The 19,510-nt window shown below is 35.7% G+C and carries 12 protein-coding genes and 1 other annotated feature; of the genes, 3 read left to right on the forward strand and 9 right to left on the reverse strand.

Features of this window, described 5'->3' with window-relative positions:
• Positions 1–547: 547 nt before the first annotated feature.
• The 5 genes from tyrS to FD20_RS08455 form a co-directional block, all read right to left on the reverse strand.
• Positions 548–1,801 (reverse strand): tyrosine--tRNA ligase, encoded by a 1,254-nt coding sequence (tyrS, locus tag FD20_RS08435; RefSeq protein ID WP_057737660.1) that lies wholly within the window; start codon positions 1,799–1,801, stop codon positions 548–550.
• 52 nt (positions 1,802–1,853) lie between these two features.
• Positions 1,854–2,044 (reverse strand) — a binding site (T-box leader).
• Positions 2,045–2,096: 52 nt separating this feature from the next.
• Positions 2,097–2,549 carry a Fur family transcriptional regulator gene (locus tag FD20_RS08440; RefSeq protein WP_057737662.1) on the reverse strand — a complete coding sequence of 151 codons (453 nt, stop codon included), beginning with the start codon at positions 2,547–2,549 and terminating at the stop codon, positions 2,097–2,099.
• Between the two features lie 147 nt (positions 2,550–2,696).
• Positions 2,697–5,804 (reverse strand): AAA family ATPase, encoded by a 3,108-nt coding sequence (locus FD20_RS08445; RefSeq protein ID WP_057737664.1) that lies wholly within the window; start codon positions 5,802–5,804, stop codon positions 2,697–2,699.
• The gene (locus FD20_RS08450) at positions 5,801–6,925 is read right to left on the reverse strand and encodes an exonuclease SbcCD subunit D (RefSeq protein ID WP_057737666.1); all 1,125 of its coding nucleotides are present in this window, start codon (positions 6,923–6,925) and stop codon (positions 5,801–5,803) included. Before FD20_RS08450 ends, FD20_RS08445 begins: the two co-directional genes overlap by 4 nt.
• Positions 6,926–7,058: 133 nt before the next feature.
• Positions 7,059–8,237 carry an acetate/propionate family kinase gene (locus FD20_RS08455; protein WP_057737668.1) on the reverse strand — a complete coding sequence of 393 codons (1,179 nt, stop codon included), beginning with the start codon at positions 8,235–8,237 and terminating at the stop codon, positions 7,059–7,061.
• Between the two features lie 715 nt (positions 8,238–8,952).
• On the opposite strand from FD20_RS08455, the gene apf reads away from it, so the two are divergent.
• The gene (apf, locus tag FD20_RS08460) at positions 8,953–9,702 is read left to right on the forward strand and encodes an aggregation-promoting factor (protein ID WP_057737670.1); all 750 of its coding nucleotides are present in this window, start codon (positions 8,953–8,955) and stop codon (positions 9,700–9,702) included.
• Positions 9,703–9,980: 278 nt separating this feature from the next.
• On the opposite strand, the gene FD20_RS08465 is transcribed toward apf, so the two are convergent.
• The 4 genes from FD20_RS08465 to FD20_RS08480 form a co-directional block, all read right to left on the reverse strand.
• Entirely contained in the window at positions 9,981–10,745 is a 765-nt protein-coding gene (locus FD20_RS08465; protein WP_057737738.1) for a C39 family peptidase, read from the reverse strand.
• Positions 10,746–11,060: 315 nt separating this feature from the next.
• Complete coding sequence (locus tag FD20_RS08470) at positions 11,061–12,341, reverse strand: dicarboxylate/amino acid:cation symporter (protein ID WP_057737672.1); 1,281 nt, start codon at positions 12,339–12,341, stop codon at positions 11,061–11,063.
• Positions 12,342–12,795: 454 nt separating this feature from the next.
• On the reverse strand, positions 12,796–14,577 hold the full coding sequence (locus FD20_RS08475; protein ID WP_057737674.1) for an ABC transporter ATP-binding protein: 1,782 nt from the start codon (positions 14,575–14,577) through the stop codon (positions 12,796–12,798).
• 3 nt (positions 14,578–14,580) lie between these two features.
• Positions 14,581–16,311, reverse strand: coding sequence for an ABC transporter ATP-binding protein (locus FD20_RS08480; RefSeq protein ID WP_057737676.1), 1,731 nt, complete (start codon positions 16,309–16,311; stop codon positions 14,581–14,583).
• Between the two features lie 570 nt (positions 16,312–16,881).
• On the opposite strand from FD20_RS08480, the gene FD20_RS08485 reads away from it, so the two are divergent.
• Positions 16,882–18,189: a GntP family permease gene (locus FD20_RS08485; RefSeq protein ID WP_057737677.1), complete on the forward strand. Its 1,308-nt coding sequence runs from the start codon at positions 16,882–16,884 to the stop codon at positions 18,187–18,189.
• Between the two features lie 26 nt (positions 18,190–18,215).
• Complete coding sequence (locus tag FD20_RS08490; protein WP_057737680.1) at positions 18,216–19,364, forward strand: glycerate kinase family protein; 1,149 nt, start codon at positions 18,216–18,218, stop codon at positions 19,362–19,364.
• Positions 19,365–19,510 lie beyond the last annotated feature (146 nt).

Genomic DNA, 19,510 nt, shown 5'->3' on the forward strand with positions numbered 1-19,510 from the left:
TAGGAGACCCTACACATTTGATTCGTCGAAACTTTGTTCAGTTTTCAAAGATCTACATCAAGCTAATTGCAAGCCTTACGGTTCCAATCGGCTCTTCAACTATAACATTTATTAAATGCTATGTCAACTATTTTTTTGTTTGCGTCGCTGAATCAATCAACAACATTTATTAATATACGCCCGTATCCAGTATACGTCAAGCATATTTTTTTATTTTTTTTTTCAAATAATTGTACCTTAAAAAGGACATTTGTAAAAAGCGAATAATCATTTAAAATAGTAATCATTTATCATTAATTAACCACAATTTTTTCTGCACATCGCCTGTCCATACCTTTATGTTCGGATAATCCCCCTGGTATGCTTATTCAAAAATATTTCTGTCTTCAAATAAATTAAATTTAAGGCAGCTAATTATCTATCCAATGAAACATAAAAAGGACTGAGTCAAAAGATAATTTTTGACTCAGTCCTTTTCTAACTTCGTGTTGTTACGAATTAACGTACCCCAAAACGGTGTTCACTATGTGCCAGTTTTCTCGTGACTTTAGTCAACTACTTTGGCTAAGAAATAGCGTTTTTTGCCCCTGCGCGCAATGACAAATCTACCTTCGAATGCCTTTGCTGGGTCAACTTCAAAATTTAAATCACGGATACGATCTCCATTAATATAGATAGCACCATTCGTTACATCTTCTCTTGCTTGACGTTTAGATTTTTCAATTTTCGTATTTACTAACCATTCAATAATATTCTCTTTAACTATTGATGTCTCGACTGTTGGCATATTTTTAAAACCCTGCTCAATTTCCTCAGCGTTTAAATCTTTAACCTCTCCAGAAAAAAGTGCTCTTGAAATGTGCTCTGCTTGTTCAACAGCATCTTTTCCATGTACAAACGATGTCACTTCCTCAGCCAAACGCTTTTGCGCTTCTCTTTTTTCTGGCTCATTTTTCACTTTCTCAGCAAGCCCATCAATTTCTTCATGATCTAGGAAAGTGAAATATTTCAAATACTTCACAACATCCCTATCATCTTGATTCAGCCAAAACTGATAAAATTCATATGGTGTTGTCTTTTCCGGATCTAACCAAATTGCGCCTCCTTCAGTCTTTCCGAATTTAGTTCCATCAGCCTTAAGCATTAATGGAATTGTTAATGCAAAAGCCTTAGCGTTGTTCCCCTCTATTTTGTGTATCATATCGATGCCCGCTGTGATGTTCCCCCATTGATCGCCGCCACCGATCTGAAGTTGTACATCGTTGTATTTGTAAAGATGATAAAAATCAATAGATTGTAATATCTGATACGTAAACTCGGTAAAGGAAATTCCAACTTCAAGGCGACTGGCAACAACTTCTTTATTAAGCATCGTATTAACATTGAAAAGTTTACCGTAATCTCGTAAAAAACTTAACAGATCTATCTGCGACAACCATTCATGATTATTTACGATTGTAATATTATCTCGTCCAAACAAGTGCTCCATTTGGTCAGTGAGTCTTTGTTCGTTGTGATGCACCTGTTCCATCGATTGTAATACCCGTTCCGCTTTTTTCCCAGACGGATCACCAATTGAACCAGTTCCACCACCAATCAGAATATGCGCACGGTGTCCTGCCATCTGAAATCTTTTAAGCATTATAAAGGGAATTAAGTGTCCAATATGCAAACTATCGCCTGTCGGGTCAACACCACAATAAATTCCAATCGACTTCTCTTCTGTTAACTTTTTCAACCCTTCCTCATCAGAAGTTTGATTAACTGCTCCACGCCATTTTAATTCATCAATAATATTCATGCTGTACCTCCTATTTAATAATAAAACAAAAAGTCCCTAATACTTAAAAAGTATTAGGGACGAATAATCAATTCCGCGTTACCACCCATATTGCCAAAAAATAGCCAGCTCTATTCATCGATATAGAGATGAACCATCTCAGCTCCACAGTGTAATTCGTTCATTAGTATGTCTTGATTTTCAGCACCATCAAGTCTCTTGCACATTGACTAATTCCCTACTGTTCTGTTTCAACGCTGTTTATGGAAAATAATATATGCTATTCTCATCAAAAAGTCAATAGCACTATCGCTCGCTACGCATTTTGCTTTATTTTTTCTTGGCATTCCGGACACAGTCCATAGACCTCATACTGACTGTTAAAAACCTGAAATCCCGTTTCAAGCTGTGCATTTTTTTCATTTTTCTTGTACTCATCATCAAACACATCAACGATCCTATTACAGTTCACACAAATTACATGATAATGTGGAACTTCAAAATAATCATAGCGCATATGTCCGCCGCTATCCGCCGCTATCTCAATAATCAAATTATTGTCAATCAGCAGCTGTAATGTATTATATACGGTTGCTAGGCTGACACTAAAACCATTGCCTCTTACATAATTAAAAATCATCTCAATCGACGGATGATCATGCGATGTCATCAAATAAGACAGTATTACTTGTCTTTGAGGTGTGTTTTTTATCTTATACTCTTTCAACTTATCAGCAGCAGCCAATAGTGTTTTCTGCTCTTGTACCATCACTTACAATCCTCCTATATACTTCACACCGTAATTGATAATCATTCTCGATATAGTATTATACTCTAAAAAATTCAAAACTGTCTATAATAAAAACTCAATTTCATTTAAATGTAATAAAATTTAAAGAATACCAAATGATAATTTTTAAAATTTATGTTCATAAACAATGGTACTATGCCCATTGTTAGATAGAACTCGCATTTGATCTGGAATTTTATCACGCAAAATACCGACATGGCTAATAATACCAAACAATCTATTAGCCCCTTCAATTGTCTGCAAAGCTTCCAATGCGGTTTCCAAAGCTTCTTCATCTAGCGAGCCAAAACCTTCATCAATAAAAAGTGCTTCAATATTTGAACCGCCATTCACATTCTGCAACACCTCTCCCAATGCTAGAGATAGTGCTAAAGCTGCTATAAAACTTTCTCCACCTGATAAAGTATGCACGCTTCTAACTTTGCCGGTATTATCATCGAAAACATTAATTTCAAGTCCTGTATCGGTAGCGTATGCCCCGTTGTTCTTATCTAATTTAAACGCATATCGGCCTTGAGACAGCCTTGCTAGATGACCATTTGCGATTAATAACACCTTAGACAGATAGCTTTTCAAAACATAACGCTCAAGACTTAATTTTAATCTTCCTTTTCCATTCATAACTTCCGCCAATTGGTTCCATGAAGCTAATTTTTTTAATTTCTTTTGCTGACTGTTCCACATGGAAGATACCTGCTCAAAGATGTTTTTATCACTTTGGTAGGTTTGTTTATACTTCGCAACTGTATCAACGAGCGTATCTCTCTTTTCCTTTTCGATTAATAATTTCTTTTTTAATTCTTCAAGTTTAGGATCTTTTAAATTTTTTGTTCGTTCAGTCAGTTGCTCTGTTTTTGTTTTTATAGTTAACAGCTTTTCTTCATAATCCTTTATTCCATCCCGATAATTTACTGCTTTGCTTAATTCTCTTAAACTTTTTTCAATAAAATCACTATCAACTGCAAAATCACAGTTTTGAACTGAAAATTGTACTTTGCTAGACAATTGATTTTTTACTTTTTCTTCATCTCTGAACTGCTGCTGGTAATTTTGAATATTTGTCTCTAAAGCAGTAACAGATAGCGCAGCCTGTTCAACTTCTTCTTGTAGCTCTCTAACTCTGACATCATATTCTGTTACTTCTGTCTGCTGTTTTTCCATACTACTTTGCAAATCTGCTAAAGTTTTAAAATTTGTTGGTAACTGTTCAATCAAACGTTTAATTGTTGTTTTGACTTTGGCATGTGCAACAGTGATTTCATGAATGTTATCCTTAGTCTGCTCTACTATTTTTTGTAATTTTTGATTTTTATTTTGCAAAATTTTGATTTCTCGGGTTGCCTCACCGATTTCAACTTGCTCAACTTCAAGTTTTTGCTTTCTATGCAGTATTTTGTCTCTCTTCTTTTCAAGAAGGTCCGCGAGATCAATAAGAATTTCACCTTTGAATGAACCCACTACTATTTTAGTAACCTTTTCATATTGTTTTCGGTATTTGTTTTTTTCTATACCAGATTGATCCTTTTTAGCCTGATATTCTCCCTTGTATGAGTGATAAATATCAGCTGCCTTTTTTGCATTTTCTTGTGCTTCTTTTACTTTTGATTCCGTAATATCCCTTACCAACTCGACTTTTGCAGGTGCAGGATGTGTCATTGATCCACATACAGGACACGGAGTACCTGCTTTTAAATGTTGACTCAACCGCTGAATCTGCGTTAAAGCAAAATCATTATCTAATTGAGAATAAAGTTTCTGTGCATCTTGATACTCTTGGTAAGCTTTTTCCAAGTTTTTTTCAAATTTAAGCAGTTCTGAATTCTTCTGAATCATTTCTGTATGCATTTTACTCAATGCTGCTAACTGGTCTTGTTCTTCAGCTAGCTTTGCTGTCTCTTGCTGGAGCAGCAATGTCTCTTCATTTAGAACATCCTTTTTTTCTACCTTTTTTTCTTTTTTAGCAAGAGTTTCTTCTATAGATATGCACTTTTTTTGCGAAGTTTCCAATTTCTCTTTTTCTTCACTCAATTTACTTGCTAACTCAGTACATTTTGCTCGCCAAACCTCTGCCCTTTTAAAGAGCTCTGCTTGTCCTTTTCCTTCCATCACAGAAACACGCAGCTTATTCATTTTTTCTGATTTCCGCTGTAATAAAATTTGCTCGCTTTTTTTCTCAATACTTCTGCTTTTACTCTGTTGCAATGCTTTCTTTTTGTCACTTATCATTTTTTCTAAATCTGTGCTTTTCTTTCGTGAATACTCCAAGCTAGAGAACAAATCTTTATTTTTCTCTACCCATTCTAATTTCAGTAATTTTCCCCTTAAAATATTGATGCTTTTTTCTCGGCCTTTGAGGCTCTCGTATTGTTCTTTTAATTCTGTTATTTTAATTAGGTCTTCGTGCAACTGACATTTTTCACGATAATCTGAAGCCATTTTTTCGACGGTTTCACTTTGGTTTATTACATCTTCAGAACCTTTTTGAACCGCGCTCGCTTCATCACTGACACGTTCGTTCAGATCTTTAAGCCATTGGACCACATTCCCATCATTATCAAGTCCTTGAATTTGAGACTGCAACACTTTAATAGTTTGATTCTGTTCTTCATTTGCCTGGATAATCTGTCTCGCACGCTTTTGAATATCCTCTGACCACCGGTGGTAGAAGAATGTTCCAAACAATTCGCGCAATAATCCTTCTTTGTCATTGCTATTTGCAGTAAGAAAGCGTCTAAACTTTCCTTGTGGCAATAAAATAATTTGTGTGAATTGTTCTGCTGTTAGGTGTAAAAGATCTTTCAAAAATACATTGACGACGGACATTTTAGTCAATACTTTCTCTTTTCCATCATTATCTTTAAAAGTTAGTTCAATCTTAGCATTACTTTCATGCATTCCTTTTCCACGTTTCTTTGCTAAAATCTGCTTAGGCTGCCGCACAATACTGTATGTTTTCCCGTGATGTTCAAATTCAAACTCAACACTAGTTGCTTCTGTCGCCTTAGCAAAATCTGAACGCATTTGTTCCGGTTGCCGATCCATCCCAGAAGTTTTACCAAATAACGCAAAACACATCGCATCAAAAAGCGTAGTCTTTCCACTGCCCGTCTTTCCGCTAATTAAGAATAACGGTGTTTCTTCAAATGATTCAAAATCAATTGTTTGCTCCTCATACGGCCCAAAATTCTCCAATTTTAATTTCAATGGTTTCATAAGTCTGCCTCCTTTTCAAGAGTGCCCAGACTTTCTGCAGCCCATTTCTTTTGTTCAGAAGAAAGTTCCTCATCGGTTATTTCATGAAAAAAGTTAGTTAGCAACTCCATAGGGTCCAAATTCAGATTAACATCTTCCTTTTCTGCATCGTTATCCTCTCTACCATATGCACGTTCTAAACTTATAATTCGTGGATAATAGTTCCGTAAGCTGTTCATGACATCAGGAATAATCGCTTTATCCGTTAACTTGATTGCCACATAGGTTTCACGTGGAATTTGCTTAGCCGTTTTCGGCGAGATCAGTTCCTGATACGAATTCGTCAGTACAACAACATCCCGCAGTGGAATCAATGGAATGAATGTACACTTAAAGGGATCCGTATCAACTATCCAGACCCCCTTTTTCAAATTTGCTTCCGAAGCAGAAAACTTGAGCAGCGAACCGCTATATTTTATTTTCTCTTCTTTCAGTGCATCCTTATTATGTAGATGACCCAATGCCACATAATCAAAATCACATAATAATTCTGCCGGCACAGCGTTCAAGCCCCCTACTTCTATTTTTGTCTCAGAATCCGTTTTTGAACTCCCCGCAACAAAAAAATGTGCTACTAAAATGTGCTTTTTTAATGGATTAAATTTCATTTTCATTTCTTTGATTATTCGTTTCAATGCAGTATTCACTTCAACTAATGTCGGATCTTCAAATAAATTACGAGCTTGGTAAGGTTGGAAGTAAGGCAATAAAAAAAACTGTGTATCTTCAAACTCAATTGGCTGCAAAGCTTCTACTAAATTCGTACTTAAATAGTACTGAGTTGCTTTAAACCATTCATGCCCTGTGTTCAGTCTTGTTGCTGAATCATGATTTCCACTAATAGCTAAAATTGGTTTTTTTAACTTTAAATTCAATTCAATAATCATCTGATTCAATTGTTCAACCGCCAGTTCACTTGGCAAAGATCGATCATAAAGATCACCAGCTATTACCACTGCGTCGACTTTTTGTTGCAAAGCAATTTTTTTTACTTGTTCAAAAGCATCGATCTGCTCTTCAGCTAGATCAAAACCGTGCAGTTTCTTTCCAATATGCCAGTCGGCTGTATGTAAAAATCTCATTTATAATCCCCCACATCTTATCAAACATTCGTTCGTGCACAATTATACCACGACACTTTTGTTCTCAAAAAAGCAAGTGTCAGTAAAAAAACATTCTGACACTTGCTTTTTCTAAGCTCATTCACAAGTTAAACTATTCTAAAACTTTCTTGATTTGTCTAACCATTGATAATTCTTCATTAGTCGGCACTAACATTATTGTCGTTTTCGAATCAGTACTTGAAATAATCCCTTCGTTGCCTGCCTCATTTAACTGCGGATCGATTTTTAAACCAAGTGCTGCTAATTTAGCAACTATCTCACTACGTAATTTAGCATTATTTTCTCCAATTCCCCCCGCAAAGACCAAAACATCTAAACCACCAAGTTCAGCAAAGTAACTTCCAACGTACTTAACTATTCTATTAACAAAAATATCAACAGTTAATTTAACACGAGGATTATCCTGATGAGCAGCGTAATCGCGCATATCAGGTGAAATTCCAGAAAGTCCAAGAAGTCCTGATTCAGTATTGAATATTTTTAACGTCTGTTCAACAGTTAAATCAAGTTTCTTCATTAGATACGGAATTATCGAAGGGTCAACATCGCCGGCTCTAGTCCCCATAGTTAATCCAGTCAAAGGAGTAAAACCCATCGATGTATCAAATGCTTTCCCATCTTTCTCAGCAGCAACAGATGCCCCGCTGCCTAAGTGCAATGTTACCATTTTAAAAGAAGACAGTGGTTTCTTTAACAATGCAGCTGCACGTTTTGAAATATAATCATGACTTATACCGTGCTCACCGTATCTTCTAATACCCCATTTTTTTGTGTACTCATATGGAATGCTGTAAATGGCATTCATTTCTGGAAGAGATGTGAAAAATTGACTATCAAAAACTGCATATTGTGGAATCGTAGGTAATGTTTTTTCCATAATTTCAATATATTCGATTTCCGTCGGATTATGCAACGGCGCAAAATCACTTAGTTCTTTCAGTTGATGCAGCTTGTCTTTTGTTATTTTTACAGCGTGTTTAAAGATTTGTCCGCCTGCTACCACACGATGCCCGATACCATCTATTTCAGATAGATGTGCGATAATTTTGAGATTCTTGAGTTTCTCAAAAATCATCGCAGCTGCACGTTCGTAAGAAAGATCATCAATAGTTTCCGAATATTTTTTTGCCCCATATGCAACTTCAAAGATTGAGCCTGGCATATTTATCCGTTCAACAAGACCCTTTGCAATTATTTCTTCATTAGAAGATTCAAACAATTTCCACTTCACAGAAGAACTTCCTGCGTTCACCAACAGTATTTTACCCAATTGACGCACCTCCACTTTCTTTCGCCTTAAATTATATAATATTTCATTCTCTCTTTCAGCAGTCACACTTAAAAAAATTATTTTCCACTCCTCTCATCAGCATTTTGCAAAAAGCATACTAGGAACCGATAAATTTTGATTACTAACGAAAAACTGCGTAAATAATTCGCAGCCAGGTAAGAATGAGTGAATTTTGAGACCTATTAGTGAGAAAACTACAGATTAAAACTAAAATCTACGTTGTATGTTCTTTATATTTCTCTCTAAAAAATTAATTTCATTGTTTTTTTCAAAAATTACGCCATTAATTGTTTCAAAGCAGGCCTTTTTTTGTCATATTTGTCGATATTTACCCTTAAATTTGCTATGTCAAATGTTTTTTTGTACTTTTTTTCTTTTTTTTCGAAAAAAAAAGAACTTTTTTTGCGCTCAAAACACTTTTTTTGTCATATTTATATTTCAAATCAAAAAATTGCCTTGTAGTTGTTATGTCAAGGATTACCTCTATCTCCAATTATTAAATACTTAGTAAGAATATTACGAAATATTACAAATATGAAAAAATATTACGAAAAAGCAAGAAATAGTAATTTGACTGCTACTTTGTTGTTATATTCACCAGTTATACTAATCACTGTTGAATCGATCAAACGTGGTCGAAAGAATTTGTGGTAAATACCACATTGGCAAAAATCACAGGAGTGAATATATAAATATGGATATTAAGAAAATTTTATTGTCAGCTGCAACTGTAACAGGAATTTTAACAGCTGGCACCATCGCTGCAAACGCTGATACAGTTACCGTCAAAGCTGGGGATACAGTTTCTCATATCGCATCAGAAAATAACACGACGGTTTCTGCAATTGAAAAAGCAAACACATTGTCAAACGTTGACTTAATCTTTGTTGGTCAACAACTTGAAGTTGGGGGAAGTTCAAACAGTGCTACACAGACAACTTCTACACAAACTACTTCAAATACTGTAACACCACAAGCACCTGCTGCTAACTCGCAACAGGCTCAAAGCAGTCAAACACAAGCTTCTTCTGCTAGCTCACAACAAACACAAAACAGTCAGGCACAAGCTTCTTCTGCTAGTTCACAACAAACACAAAGCAGTCAAGCACAAGCTTCTTCTGCTAGTTCACAGCAAACACAAAGCAGCCAAGCACAAGCTTCCTCTGCTAGTTCACAACAAGCACAGAGTACACAGCAAACAAGTACGACAACTTCTAGTTCTTCAGAAGAAGCTGCTAAAGCTTGGATTGCTAACCGCGAATCAGGTGGTAGTTACTCAGCAACAAATGGTCAATATTATGGTAAATACCAATTATCAAAATCTTATTTGAATGGTGATTATTCAGCAGCTAACCAAGAAGCCGTAGCTGATCAATATGTTCAAAGCCGTTACGGTTCATGGGCAAATGCTCAAAAACATTCACAAGAAACAGGTTGGTACTAAAATAGGTTTCAACTAAATCAGTTTATTTAAAAAAGCTCCAAGTCGGATAAATATTCGGCTTGGAGCTTTTTTACTTACGCATAAAAAGAAATGACCCAAAATAGAGAAAATTTGAGTGTAACTAATTCATAATAGTTCTAGGTTTAAAACATGATTTACTGTAACTCTATTTAATCGCAAAAATCTCTACAATTACCAACAATTTTCTTAATCCATAAAAAGGCCTGCGGCAAAAAAAGTTGTCACAGGCCTCATTGATTTTAATTTGTAATATCTACTTACTTATCAGTATTAATATAAACCGCTTGTTTCCCCATTTGATTATATGCTTCTTCAAAATCACTCCAACTAACGGCCTGATTTTTCTTACCATATGGATTATTAATATAAATCAGATTATTTTTTCTATCAAATCCCGTAATTACTACACTATGTTCAGAAAATGTTATTTTAATTTTGCCTTGTGGTGTGTCCCAATCTTGAAAATCGTCAACTGCTGCAAAAGATGCAGTTGTAATCGTCCAAACGGGATGCCCTTCTTCCAGTTCTTCAATAACTTTATTAAAACTTTGACCACTAATATCTGTAACATTATCAGAATATTTCTTTGCAAGATCGGTAATCGGCCCGTGGTAAACTCCTAGTCCTGGATCTGATCCTGTAACATCTCCCACAAAGCCTATATTTGGATTGCCATGCTGTCCATTATCATAATTCATCGGGACAGTTTTTATTTTTTCTCCCAGCTCATTTTTCGTAACATTAATGCCATAGTAATTCAGTAACATGGCTAAGGAAGTAACTTCACACCCATTGTACAAAGTAGGATCATCTAATTGATTAAGCAATGGGACATTCATTTTAACATGATTAACCTTTTTTGGTTCTTTGGTTTTATTTGTTTTATTTGACAAACTCCCATCCATAAAACGATCAATTTCATTTACGAACGGTACTTTTTGCAGATTTCCTGTAAATGTCAATCCACCAATGTATGTTCCGGCACCAACCAATACAATAATCACTAAAACAGGACCAAGCATCCCCTTTTGGTGCTTTTTCAATTTTCTAATCCTTCCTTTCAATTAATAGCATACCCTATTAATATGATTTAATGCTCTTCACAATGATAACTATTTTCAATGCTAACAAGTAATATATTAGCACAAAAAAATATTTTATTCATACACCAAGATCAAAAAATTTTACCATCTAAACTTCTTTTTTTAAATGAATAATAAATTATCCATCATCACAAAAAACGATTAATAGCAAAAATCATCTTTTGCTATCAATCGTCTTAACTTACCGCTCTTTATCATATTAATTTAATTATATCTCGCAAATTAAAATCAAGTTTATTTTGATATTTTTAAGGAAGCTAAATATTTTTGACTCTTCTCTTCATCAAATTCTTTTTCTGATTTTCCAATGATTACAGCTGCTAAAGAATTTCCTGCAACATTAACAACCGTTCGACCCATATCTACCAACCGATCAATTCCTGCAATGAATGTCAATCCCTGCATAGGTACACCAATGGAAGACACCGTTGCTAATAAGACCACAAACGATGCTCCAGGAACGCCTGCCATGCCCTTTGAAGTAATCATTAAAACTACAGCTAAAGTTATCTGCTGACCGATAGATAAATGAATTCCGTATGCTTGTGCTAAGAAGAGCGCTGCCAGCGACTGGTAAATTGCAGATCCATCCAAGTTAAACGTATAGCCTGTTGGCACAACAAAAGAAACTATTCCTTGACTAACACCAAAATTATTCATTTTATCAATGATTTTAGGTAAGACTGCTTCGGAGCTCGCTGTTGAGAAGGCCAAAACCATCTCGTCCTTGATAACATGAAGTAAATGCCAAATATTCAATTTAAATAATTTAGCCACCAGACCCATAATAACTACTATAAAAATAGCCATCGTTGCGTATGCGAGCAAAATAAAATATCCTAGAGGAGCTAAAGCATTAATCCCCATTTGAGCAACCGTCGCACCAATTAATGCACACACACCAATTGGTGCAGATTTCATAACCCAATTTGTAACTTTAAACATTACCTCTGAAACTGCTCGAAAAAAATCGAGAATGATAGTACCCTTTTCTCCGATCGCAGCAGTTCCCAAACCAAAAAATACTGAGAAAAAAATAATTGGAAGCATGTCACCTGAACTTAGTGCTTTGAAAATATTTGTCGGGATTATTCCCATAAAAATAGACCAAACACCGCTATTTTTGGCTGTTTTAGCAGTTTCAACGTACTGACTGATACTTTGTCCGTGTAATTGATGCACATTTATGTAATCGCCCGGGTGAAATATGTTGCCTATAATTAATCCAAGTATAATTGCGATAGTTGTCATAAGCTCAAAATAAATTAAAGTTTTACCGCCAACACGTCCTAATTTCTTGATGTCTCCCATGTTTGCAATTCCCACTACCAAACAAGAAACAACGATTGGCAAAACTATCATTTGGATCAAACTAATAAACATCGTTCCAATATTTTGCATGGCTGTAGTTGCAGTTTGATTATCATAGAAAACAACTCCTAGTATAATACCTAAAATTAATCCGATTAAAATCTGCCAACCTAAATTTAGACGCCAAATCTTATAGTGTTTCATCTTCTTCTCCCTTAATCATATTCTAATTGAACAACAAGTGTCAGAACCTATTACTCTAATATTGCAGTATATAATTTTTCGCAACAAGATAATACTATCAAAAAAACTACGTTTATAAAATGTAAAAAAATAATATTTAATTTTTATAACAAACTAATAAATCTCATTCTTCCTAATTAATTAGCTTAAAGGTCTATAACAAACTGCTGGACTTTTAGAACATATCCCTTGTAATATACGCTTTTAAATTAGGCTTAAAGAAAATATACTAATAGTCATTAAATCCTGGACATTAACAGCAGATTATGAAAATATTTGGTTTTAGCAAGAATAATCCTTAAGAAGTATTAATTCGTATAATATAGGATAAAAAAAGAAGCTAGGCCAGAATAACTTTTGCTACGGCTCTCAGCTTCTTTATTTCTTATGAAATTAACTTTAAATAAACTAGATCTTACTCAAACACCATCTGATTAGTATAAAGTTCATAGTAAAATCCTTTTTCTTTTAATAGTTGTTGGTGATTTCCTTCTTCTATAATGTTCCCATCTTTGAGAACAACAATATCATCTGCCTTAATAATTGTTTTTAACCGATGTGCAATAACAAAACTAGTTCTTCCAGCAATAACATTATCCATCGCTTTTTGGATCTTTTCTTCTGTTACCATATCAACATTGGAGGTTGCTTCATCCAAGATCAAAAACGGAGGATTAGTCAAAATCGTTCGTGCAATACTGATAAGTTGTTTTTGTCCCGTTGAAAATAATGAATCAGCATCGCTTATCTTTGTTTCATAGCCTTCAGGTAATGAATTGATAAACTCATGGATATGTGCTTGTTTAGCTGCAGATACCATTTCTTCATGTGAAGCATCAGGTTTTCCAAATTTAATATTCTCAGCAATCGTTCCTGTGAATAAAACCGAATCCTGCAGCACAATTCCTACATTCTTTCTCAATGATCTGAGATTTAACTCATTTATATCATTATCATCAAATATAATTTTACCATCAGTAATGTCGTAAAATCGATTCAACAAATTCATAACCGTCGTTTTTCCTGAACCTGTCGGGCCAACAAGTGCGACCATTCTGCCTTTCTCAACCCGAATGTCCAATCCATGGAGAATTTCTTTATTCTCATCATATCCAAAATGGACATTTTTCAGTTCCACACCTTTTTTTATTCCATCTAATTCTTGTTCAGCAGCATTAATTTTTTCTTCTGGTTGAGAATGCACATTTGACAATCTCTTAGCACCCGTCAGCGCTAATTGCAGCATTGAAAACATTGAGGTAATTTGTGTAATTGGCTGAAAATACTGCTGTGAATACTGAACAAACATTACAATTAATCCAAGACCAACAGCTTTTTCAATATTGTCATTCACTACCATCCACGATCCGAAGGCAATTACAATCGCAAGATTCAAAAGTGACAACCCCTGCATAAGTGGAAACAATAATCCTGAATACAACTGACCTTTGAAAGTTGCTTTACGAACTTTTTCATTTTTTTCTTTAAACCCTGTCAACGATTGTTTTTGCAAACCATTCGTTATAATTATTTTTTCACCATTGATTTGTTCATTGATATAACCATTCAGCTTTCCAATCTCTTCTTGCTGCATATCAATGTTATATCTAGCTTTCCTCACAATAAATAAAGCCACAATAATAACCAGTGGGGTTGATGCAACAGTTGCCAGTGCCATTTTCACATTTAAAGAAAACATAATCCAAATCGTGCCTACATAAAGTGCTGCTTGAGATATAAGTTCAAAAATAGCTTGATTCATCGCATTAAAGATATTATCCAAATCAGATGTAAACAACGATAGAATTTTTCCATCCTGATGCTGATCAAAATACCGGACTGTCATCCTCTGTAGTTTACCAAATAACCCAATCCGCATTTGGTTAGTAGAAAGAGCATTGATCCGTGACGTCCAGAGACTCGAAATTAACATTGTTACCACGTTCATACAATTAAAGAATAGTAGTGCCCACAATGCATTATAAAAATAACCTAAAGACGCTTGCGAACGAGTGGCTGGATTTAAATACTTAGTTAAATATTTGCTCAATTCAGTAATCGCGTCACCCATGTAGGTTGGTGCTTTAACCTGAAACCATGTTGAAATGATTGTTAGAACAATGACCAAGAGCAATCCCTTCCAATATTTTTTTAAATTGACTGCAAAATATTTTAAAGATTTCTTCATGTCGCTCATCTGTCACTCACCTCGCTTATTGTTATCTGCTGAAACTTGTGCATCATATATTTCTTCATAAATTGGAGAAGTTTGTAATAATTCTTTGTGGTTTCCTACCGCAACCAATCTTCCCTTGTCCAAAACCAATATTTTATCCGCTTGAAGAACAGACGCAATTTTTTCAGCAATTATAAAAACTGTTGTTTTTTTCAAATCTCGTTCTAAGGCTTCTTGAACTTTTTTCTCAGATTTTGCATCTAAAGCTGATGTTGAATCATCCAGTATCAAAATCTGCGGTTTTCCGATAAGTCCACGCGCTATTGATAGTCGCTGCTTTTGCCCACCTGACAGATTGGCGGATCGTTCTTCAATTTTATGTTCGAATCCATCTTCATAATGATCGATGAATTCTGCCGCCTGTGAAATCTCAGAAGCCCAGCGTAATTCTTTCTCCGAAGCATCTTTTTTACCTTGTCTGAGATTTTCAGCAATCGTTCCTGAAAAAAGAATTGCACGCTGTAAAACATAACTGACCGCTTTACGCAAAGAAGACTCGTTTACCATCCTCAGATCACTTCCTCCAACATAAACCGTACCTTCGGTAGGATCGTACAATCGCGGTATTAATTGTGCCATAGTTGTCTTCCCTGACCCAGTAGCACCAACAATTCCAACCGTCTCACCCGGTTTTACTTTAAAACTAATGTCGTGTAAGGAAAGGTCATCGGAATTTGGATAAGAAAAAGAAACATTTCTAAATTCGACACTACCATCCAATTTTTCCTTTGGGGCACCCGTTTTATAATCAACATCCGGCTGTGTTTCCAAAACTTCCTTGATTCTTCCTAAAGATATTAATCCACGAGATGCCATCATCATCGTCATTGCCCCGATAATAATAGCAAACATCAGCTGCATCAGATATGAAATAAATGAAGCTATCGCTGCTAAATCACTCGGATGATCTGTCACTCCTATTCCAACAAAATAAATAGCTAGCAGAATCATAAGATTTGAAATGAGTGTGAATGCCGGGATCATAAGTGAAAACAAATACCCTATGCTAAGATGCAGGCCTTGAATACTATCAGACGATGCAGTAAATTTATTTATTTCATTTTTTTCTTGATTAAATGACTTTACAACTCTGATTCCCTGCATTGATTCCTGAGCAATTGTATTCAACCGATCCATCCATTTCTGGAATTTCGAGAAGAAACGACCCATTTTTGAAAAAACGAGTCCTGAAAGTCCTAAAATACAAATAACCATCAAAACTTCAATCCACCAAAGACGCGGAATTGTCATAATGCCAAGGATAAAAGCTCCCACAAACAAAATTGGAATGCGAAAAAGTTGCATAAAAATGGTCATTATTAAGTTCAGCACTTGATTCATGTCGTTTATTAATCTAACAACCAGACTTCCAGACGAAAATTTTTCAATATTTCCAAATGAAAAAGTTTGAATTTTATTGTACAGATCTGCTCGCAAATCTGTGGTAACAGACTGGGCGATCTTTGCAGAAAAATATGTACTGATAATTCCTGCAATAATGCCTATAACTGCCAGTACAATCAGCTGTATCCCATAGTTTCTGACAGCAGCTGTATCATCTGAAATTATTGCTTTCATGATGTTTTGCAGAAGTCTTGGCTGCCATAATGAACTCACTGCCAATACAATAACAGCCCCAACAGCCCCAACTATTGAACTAAAGTTGTTTTTTAAATACGGTTTTAGTATTCCCATAATCAGACTACCTTCCGAAACGCTATCCATGTGTGTATTACTTAGATTTACACACTGCGTTTTTACTTATCCACACCTGCACGAACATTCATAATAATCGAATGATCGCTGTTTTTTCCATTTAAGTTAAAAAAGGTTATCCTAAACTTCCATAAGGTTAAGCAAGACATTATAAAAACAGCCACTGCCTCTTTTAAAGACAATTAGCTGCCTATATTCTTAAAACTATCCTTACTTGCCAACGATACTCTCGTTAGAAAGCGGAACAAACATTCGGTATATATCCTATCTTATAGAATTTTCTTTATTTATTCAATTAATTTGTTGCGCATCTTATCTTAAAGTCTAATTATGCTCGCTCTGAGTAATCAATTAGTAGATGGGTGCACTTTAGTAAACATAATTTATAATATTTAATATAAAAAATAAAATAAGCTAGCAAATTTTTCAAAAAACAACTCATAATTTATTTTTTTATTTAGAAACCATTGTAATTTGGAATATAACACTCTAGAATAATATTCATGTGCTTTATAATTTTTTCACAATTAAAAAGGAGGAACATTTTTTATGGATTCATCATTAGTTATTTCTTGGTGGGCGGCTTTATCTGGCTTAGCAATTGCTATTATATTAATACTTAGAAGACTTAATCCTGTCTATTCCCTTATCTTGGGTGCTATTATCGGATCGCTGCTTGGTGGAGCCAATCTCGTCCAAACATTAGACATTTTGATAAAAGGCTCGCAAAGTGTTATGGGGACAGTTCTTCGTGTTTTGGCAGCCGGAATGCTCGCCGGTGTCATGATGGAATCAGGAGCTGCTGACACATTAGCTAGAGCTATCGTTACAAAATTAGGTGATCGTTTTGCTATTTTATCACTTGCTTTAGCAACCATGGTGATTACTGCTGTTGGCGTTTTCATCCCTGTTGCAGTTTTAATAGTTGCCCCCATTGCCCTTGAAGTTGGTAAGAAAATGCACATTTCAAAACTAGCACTATTGGTCGCATTATCAGGTGGCGGAAAAGCTGGAAACATTATTTCACCGAACCCCAATACAATTGCAGCTGCAAAAGGTTTTAATCTGGAACTAAGTCAGGTCATGATTGCTGACTTTATTCCCGCTCTGTTTGCGCTATTGGCAACGGTCATTATCGCTAGTTTGCTTAAACATAAGGGAGCTGCCATACTTGACGCCGACTTAGAAAATTTGACTTCTGTTCCAACGGACAAGAAATTTCCTTCTCTGAAATCGTCTTTGGTGACACCTGTCCTTGCAATTGTACTCCTTCTTCTAAATCCAATTGGTTCTATTTTTCATATTACATTTTTAACTAAACTGAACCTTGATGCGATGTATGTTTTACCTATTGCAGCAATTGCTGGGGCTCTAGCAATGAAACAAGGAAAACAAATAAAGAGTTATGCTAAGTCAGGTATTGATCGCATGACAGATGTTGTCTTGATCTTGATTGGAGCAGGTACGATCGGAGCAACAATTACCTCATCAAATCTCCCAGCTAAGATAATTGATCTTATCAATATGGGACACATTTCTGGAATTCTGCTAGCACCAATATCTGGTGTCTTGATGGCAGCAGCGTCTGCCTCAACATCAACTGGCGTTATTTTAGCAACAGGTTCTTTCTCTAAAGCCATTCTTGGCTTTGGTGTTACTCCTTTAGCAGCTGCAGCTATGATTCACACCGGCGGAATCGTTATCGATCAATTACCACATGGCAACTATTTCCACGTCACTGCGAATGCAATGCATATGAATATTAAAGAACGTTCACGCGCTATACTATATGAAGCAATCGTTGGGGCTTCGGCTATGATTGCCGCTACTATTATGTATGGTTTCTTACACTTATAATTATGTAAAATACAGGAGGTATAGTTATGAAATTTGTAATCGCACCCGATTCATTCAAGGGGAGTCTAACTGCAAAAGAAGTCGCAGATTCAATTGCTCAGGGTATAACCAAAGTCTTTCCAGGAGCCGAATGCACACTGGTCCCTATGGCGGATGGCGGTGAAGGAACAGTCCAGTCTTTAGTCGATGCCACAAAAGGCAAGCTATTAACAAAAAAAGTCGTTGGCCCTCTCAAAAATAAGGTTACAGCCAAATACGGTCTTCTGGGTAATGGAAAAACTGCCGTCATTGAGATGGCTGAAGCCAGCGGTATAGGTTATATCGATGAAGAAACTCAGAATCCTTTAAAAACAACCACCTATGGAACAGGTGAACTTATCATCGATGCTTTAGATAAGGGAGTCTCAAAAATCATCCTAGGTATTGGCGGAAGTGCCACAAATGATGGTGGAGCAGGAATGGCACAGGCCATCGGTGTTAAGCTCTTAGACAGTAATGATAATGAGCTTTCTTTTGGGGGCGGTGAACTTGGAAAATTGCACCATATCGATATCAGTCATGTAGATAAGCGTCTAAAACACACAGAGATCTTAATTGCATCTGATGTCGTTAACCCCTTGATTGGTTCCAACGGTGCATCGGCTGTTTTTGGTCCACAAAAAGGCGCGACACCTGATATGGTGCAAATTTTAGATTCAAATCTAGAACACTACGCTGCTATTATAAAAAAAGAACTTGGAAAAAATCTGGCAGATTTTCCGGGAGCTGGTGCAGCCGGTGGACTTGGTGCGGGATTATTGGCTTTTACTAACTCTAAGATGTCCAAAGGAATCGATATCGTTGTCGAATACAGCCAGCTAAAAGAAAAAGCTCGAAATGCTGATTTTGTTTTTACTGGCGAGGGTGGGATTGATTTTCAAACTAAATTTGGAAAAACTCCCTATGGCGTCGCACTTGCAACTAAGGAAGTTACTCCGGATGCACCAGTGATCGCACTCGCAGGAAATATCGGGAAAAGAGTTAATGATCTCTATCAAAAAGATGGCATTGATGCAATTTTCGCTACTGTTTCCGGTGCCAAATCCTTGAAACAAGCTTTCGCTGATGGTAGCAAAGATATCGAACAAACTGCTGAAAATATTGCACGTTTAATTGCAGCTATGCCTAAACATTAATTCGCCGTAATATCATTTTACACTGATATTAATTTGCATACACAGTCAATTTATAAATTAGTTACTAACTGATACTGATTCATTAAAATAGGGGTCATGGTTTAAGCTGAGATATATCTCAGCTTTTGCCATAACCCCTATTATTT

The sequence above is a fragment of the Liquorilactobacillus uvarum DSM 19971 genome (assembly GCF_001434935.1).
Taxonomy (GTDB): domain Bacteria; phylum Bacillota; class Bacilli; order Lactobacillales; family Lactobacillaceae; genus Liquorilactobacillus; species Liquorilactobacillus uvarum.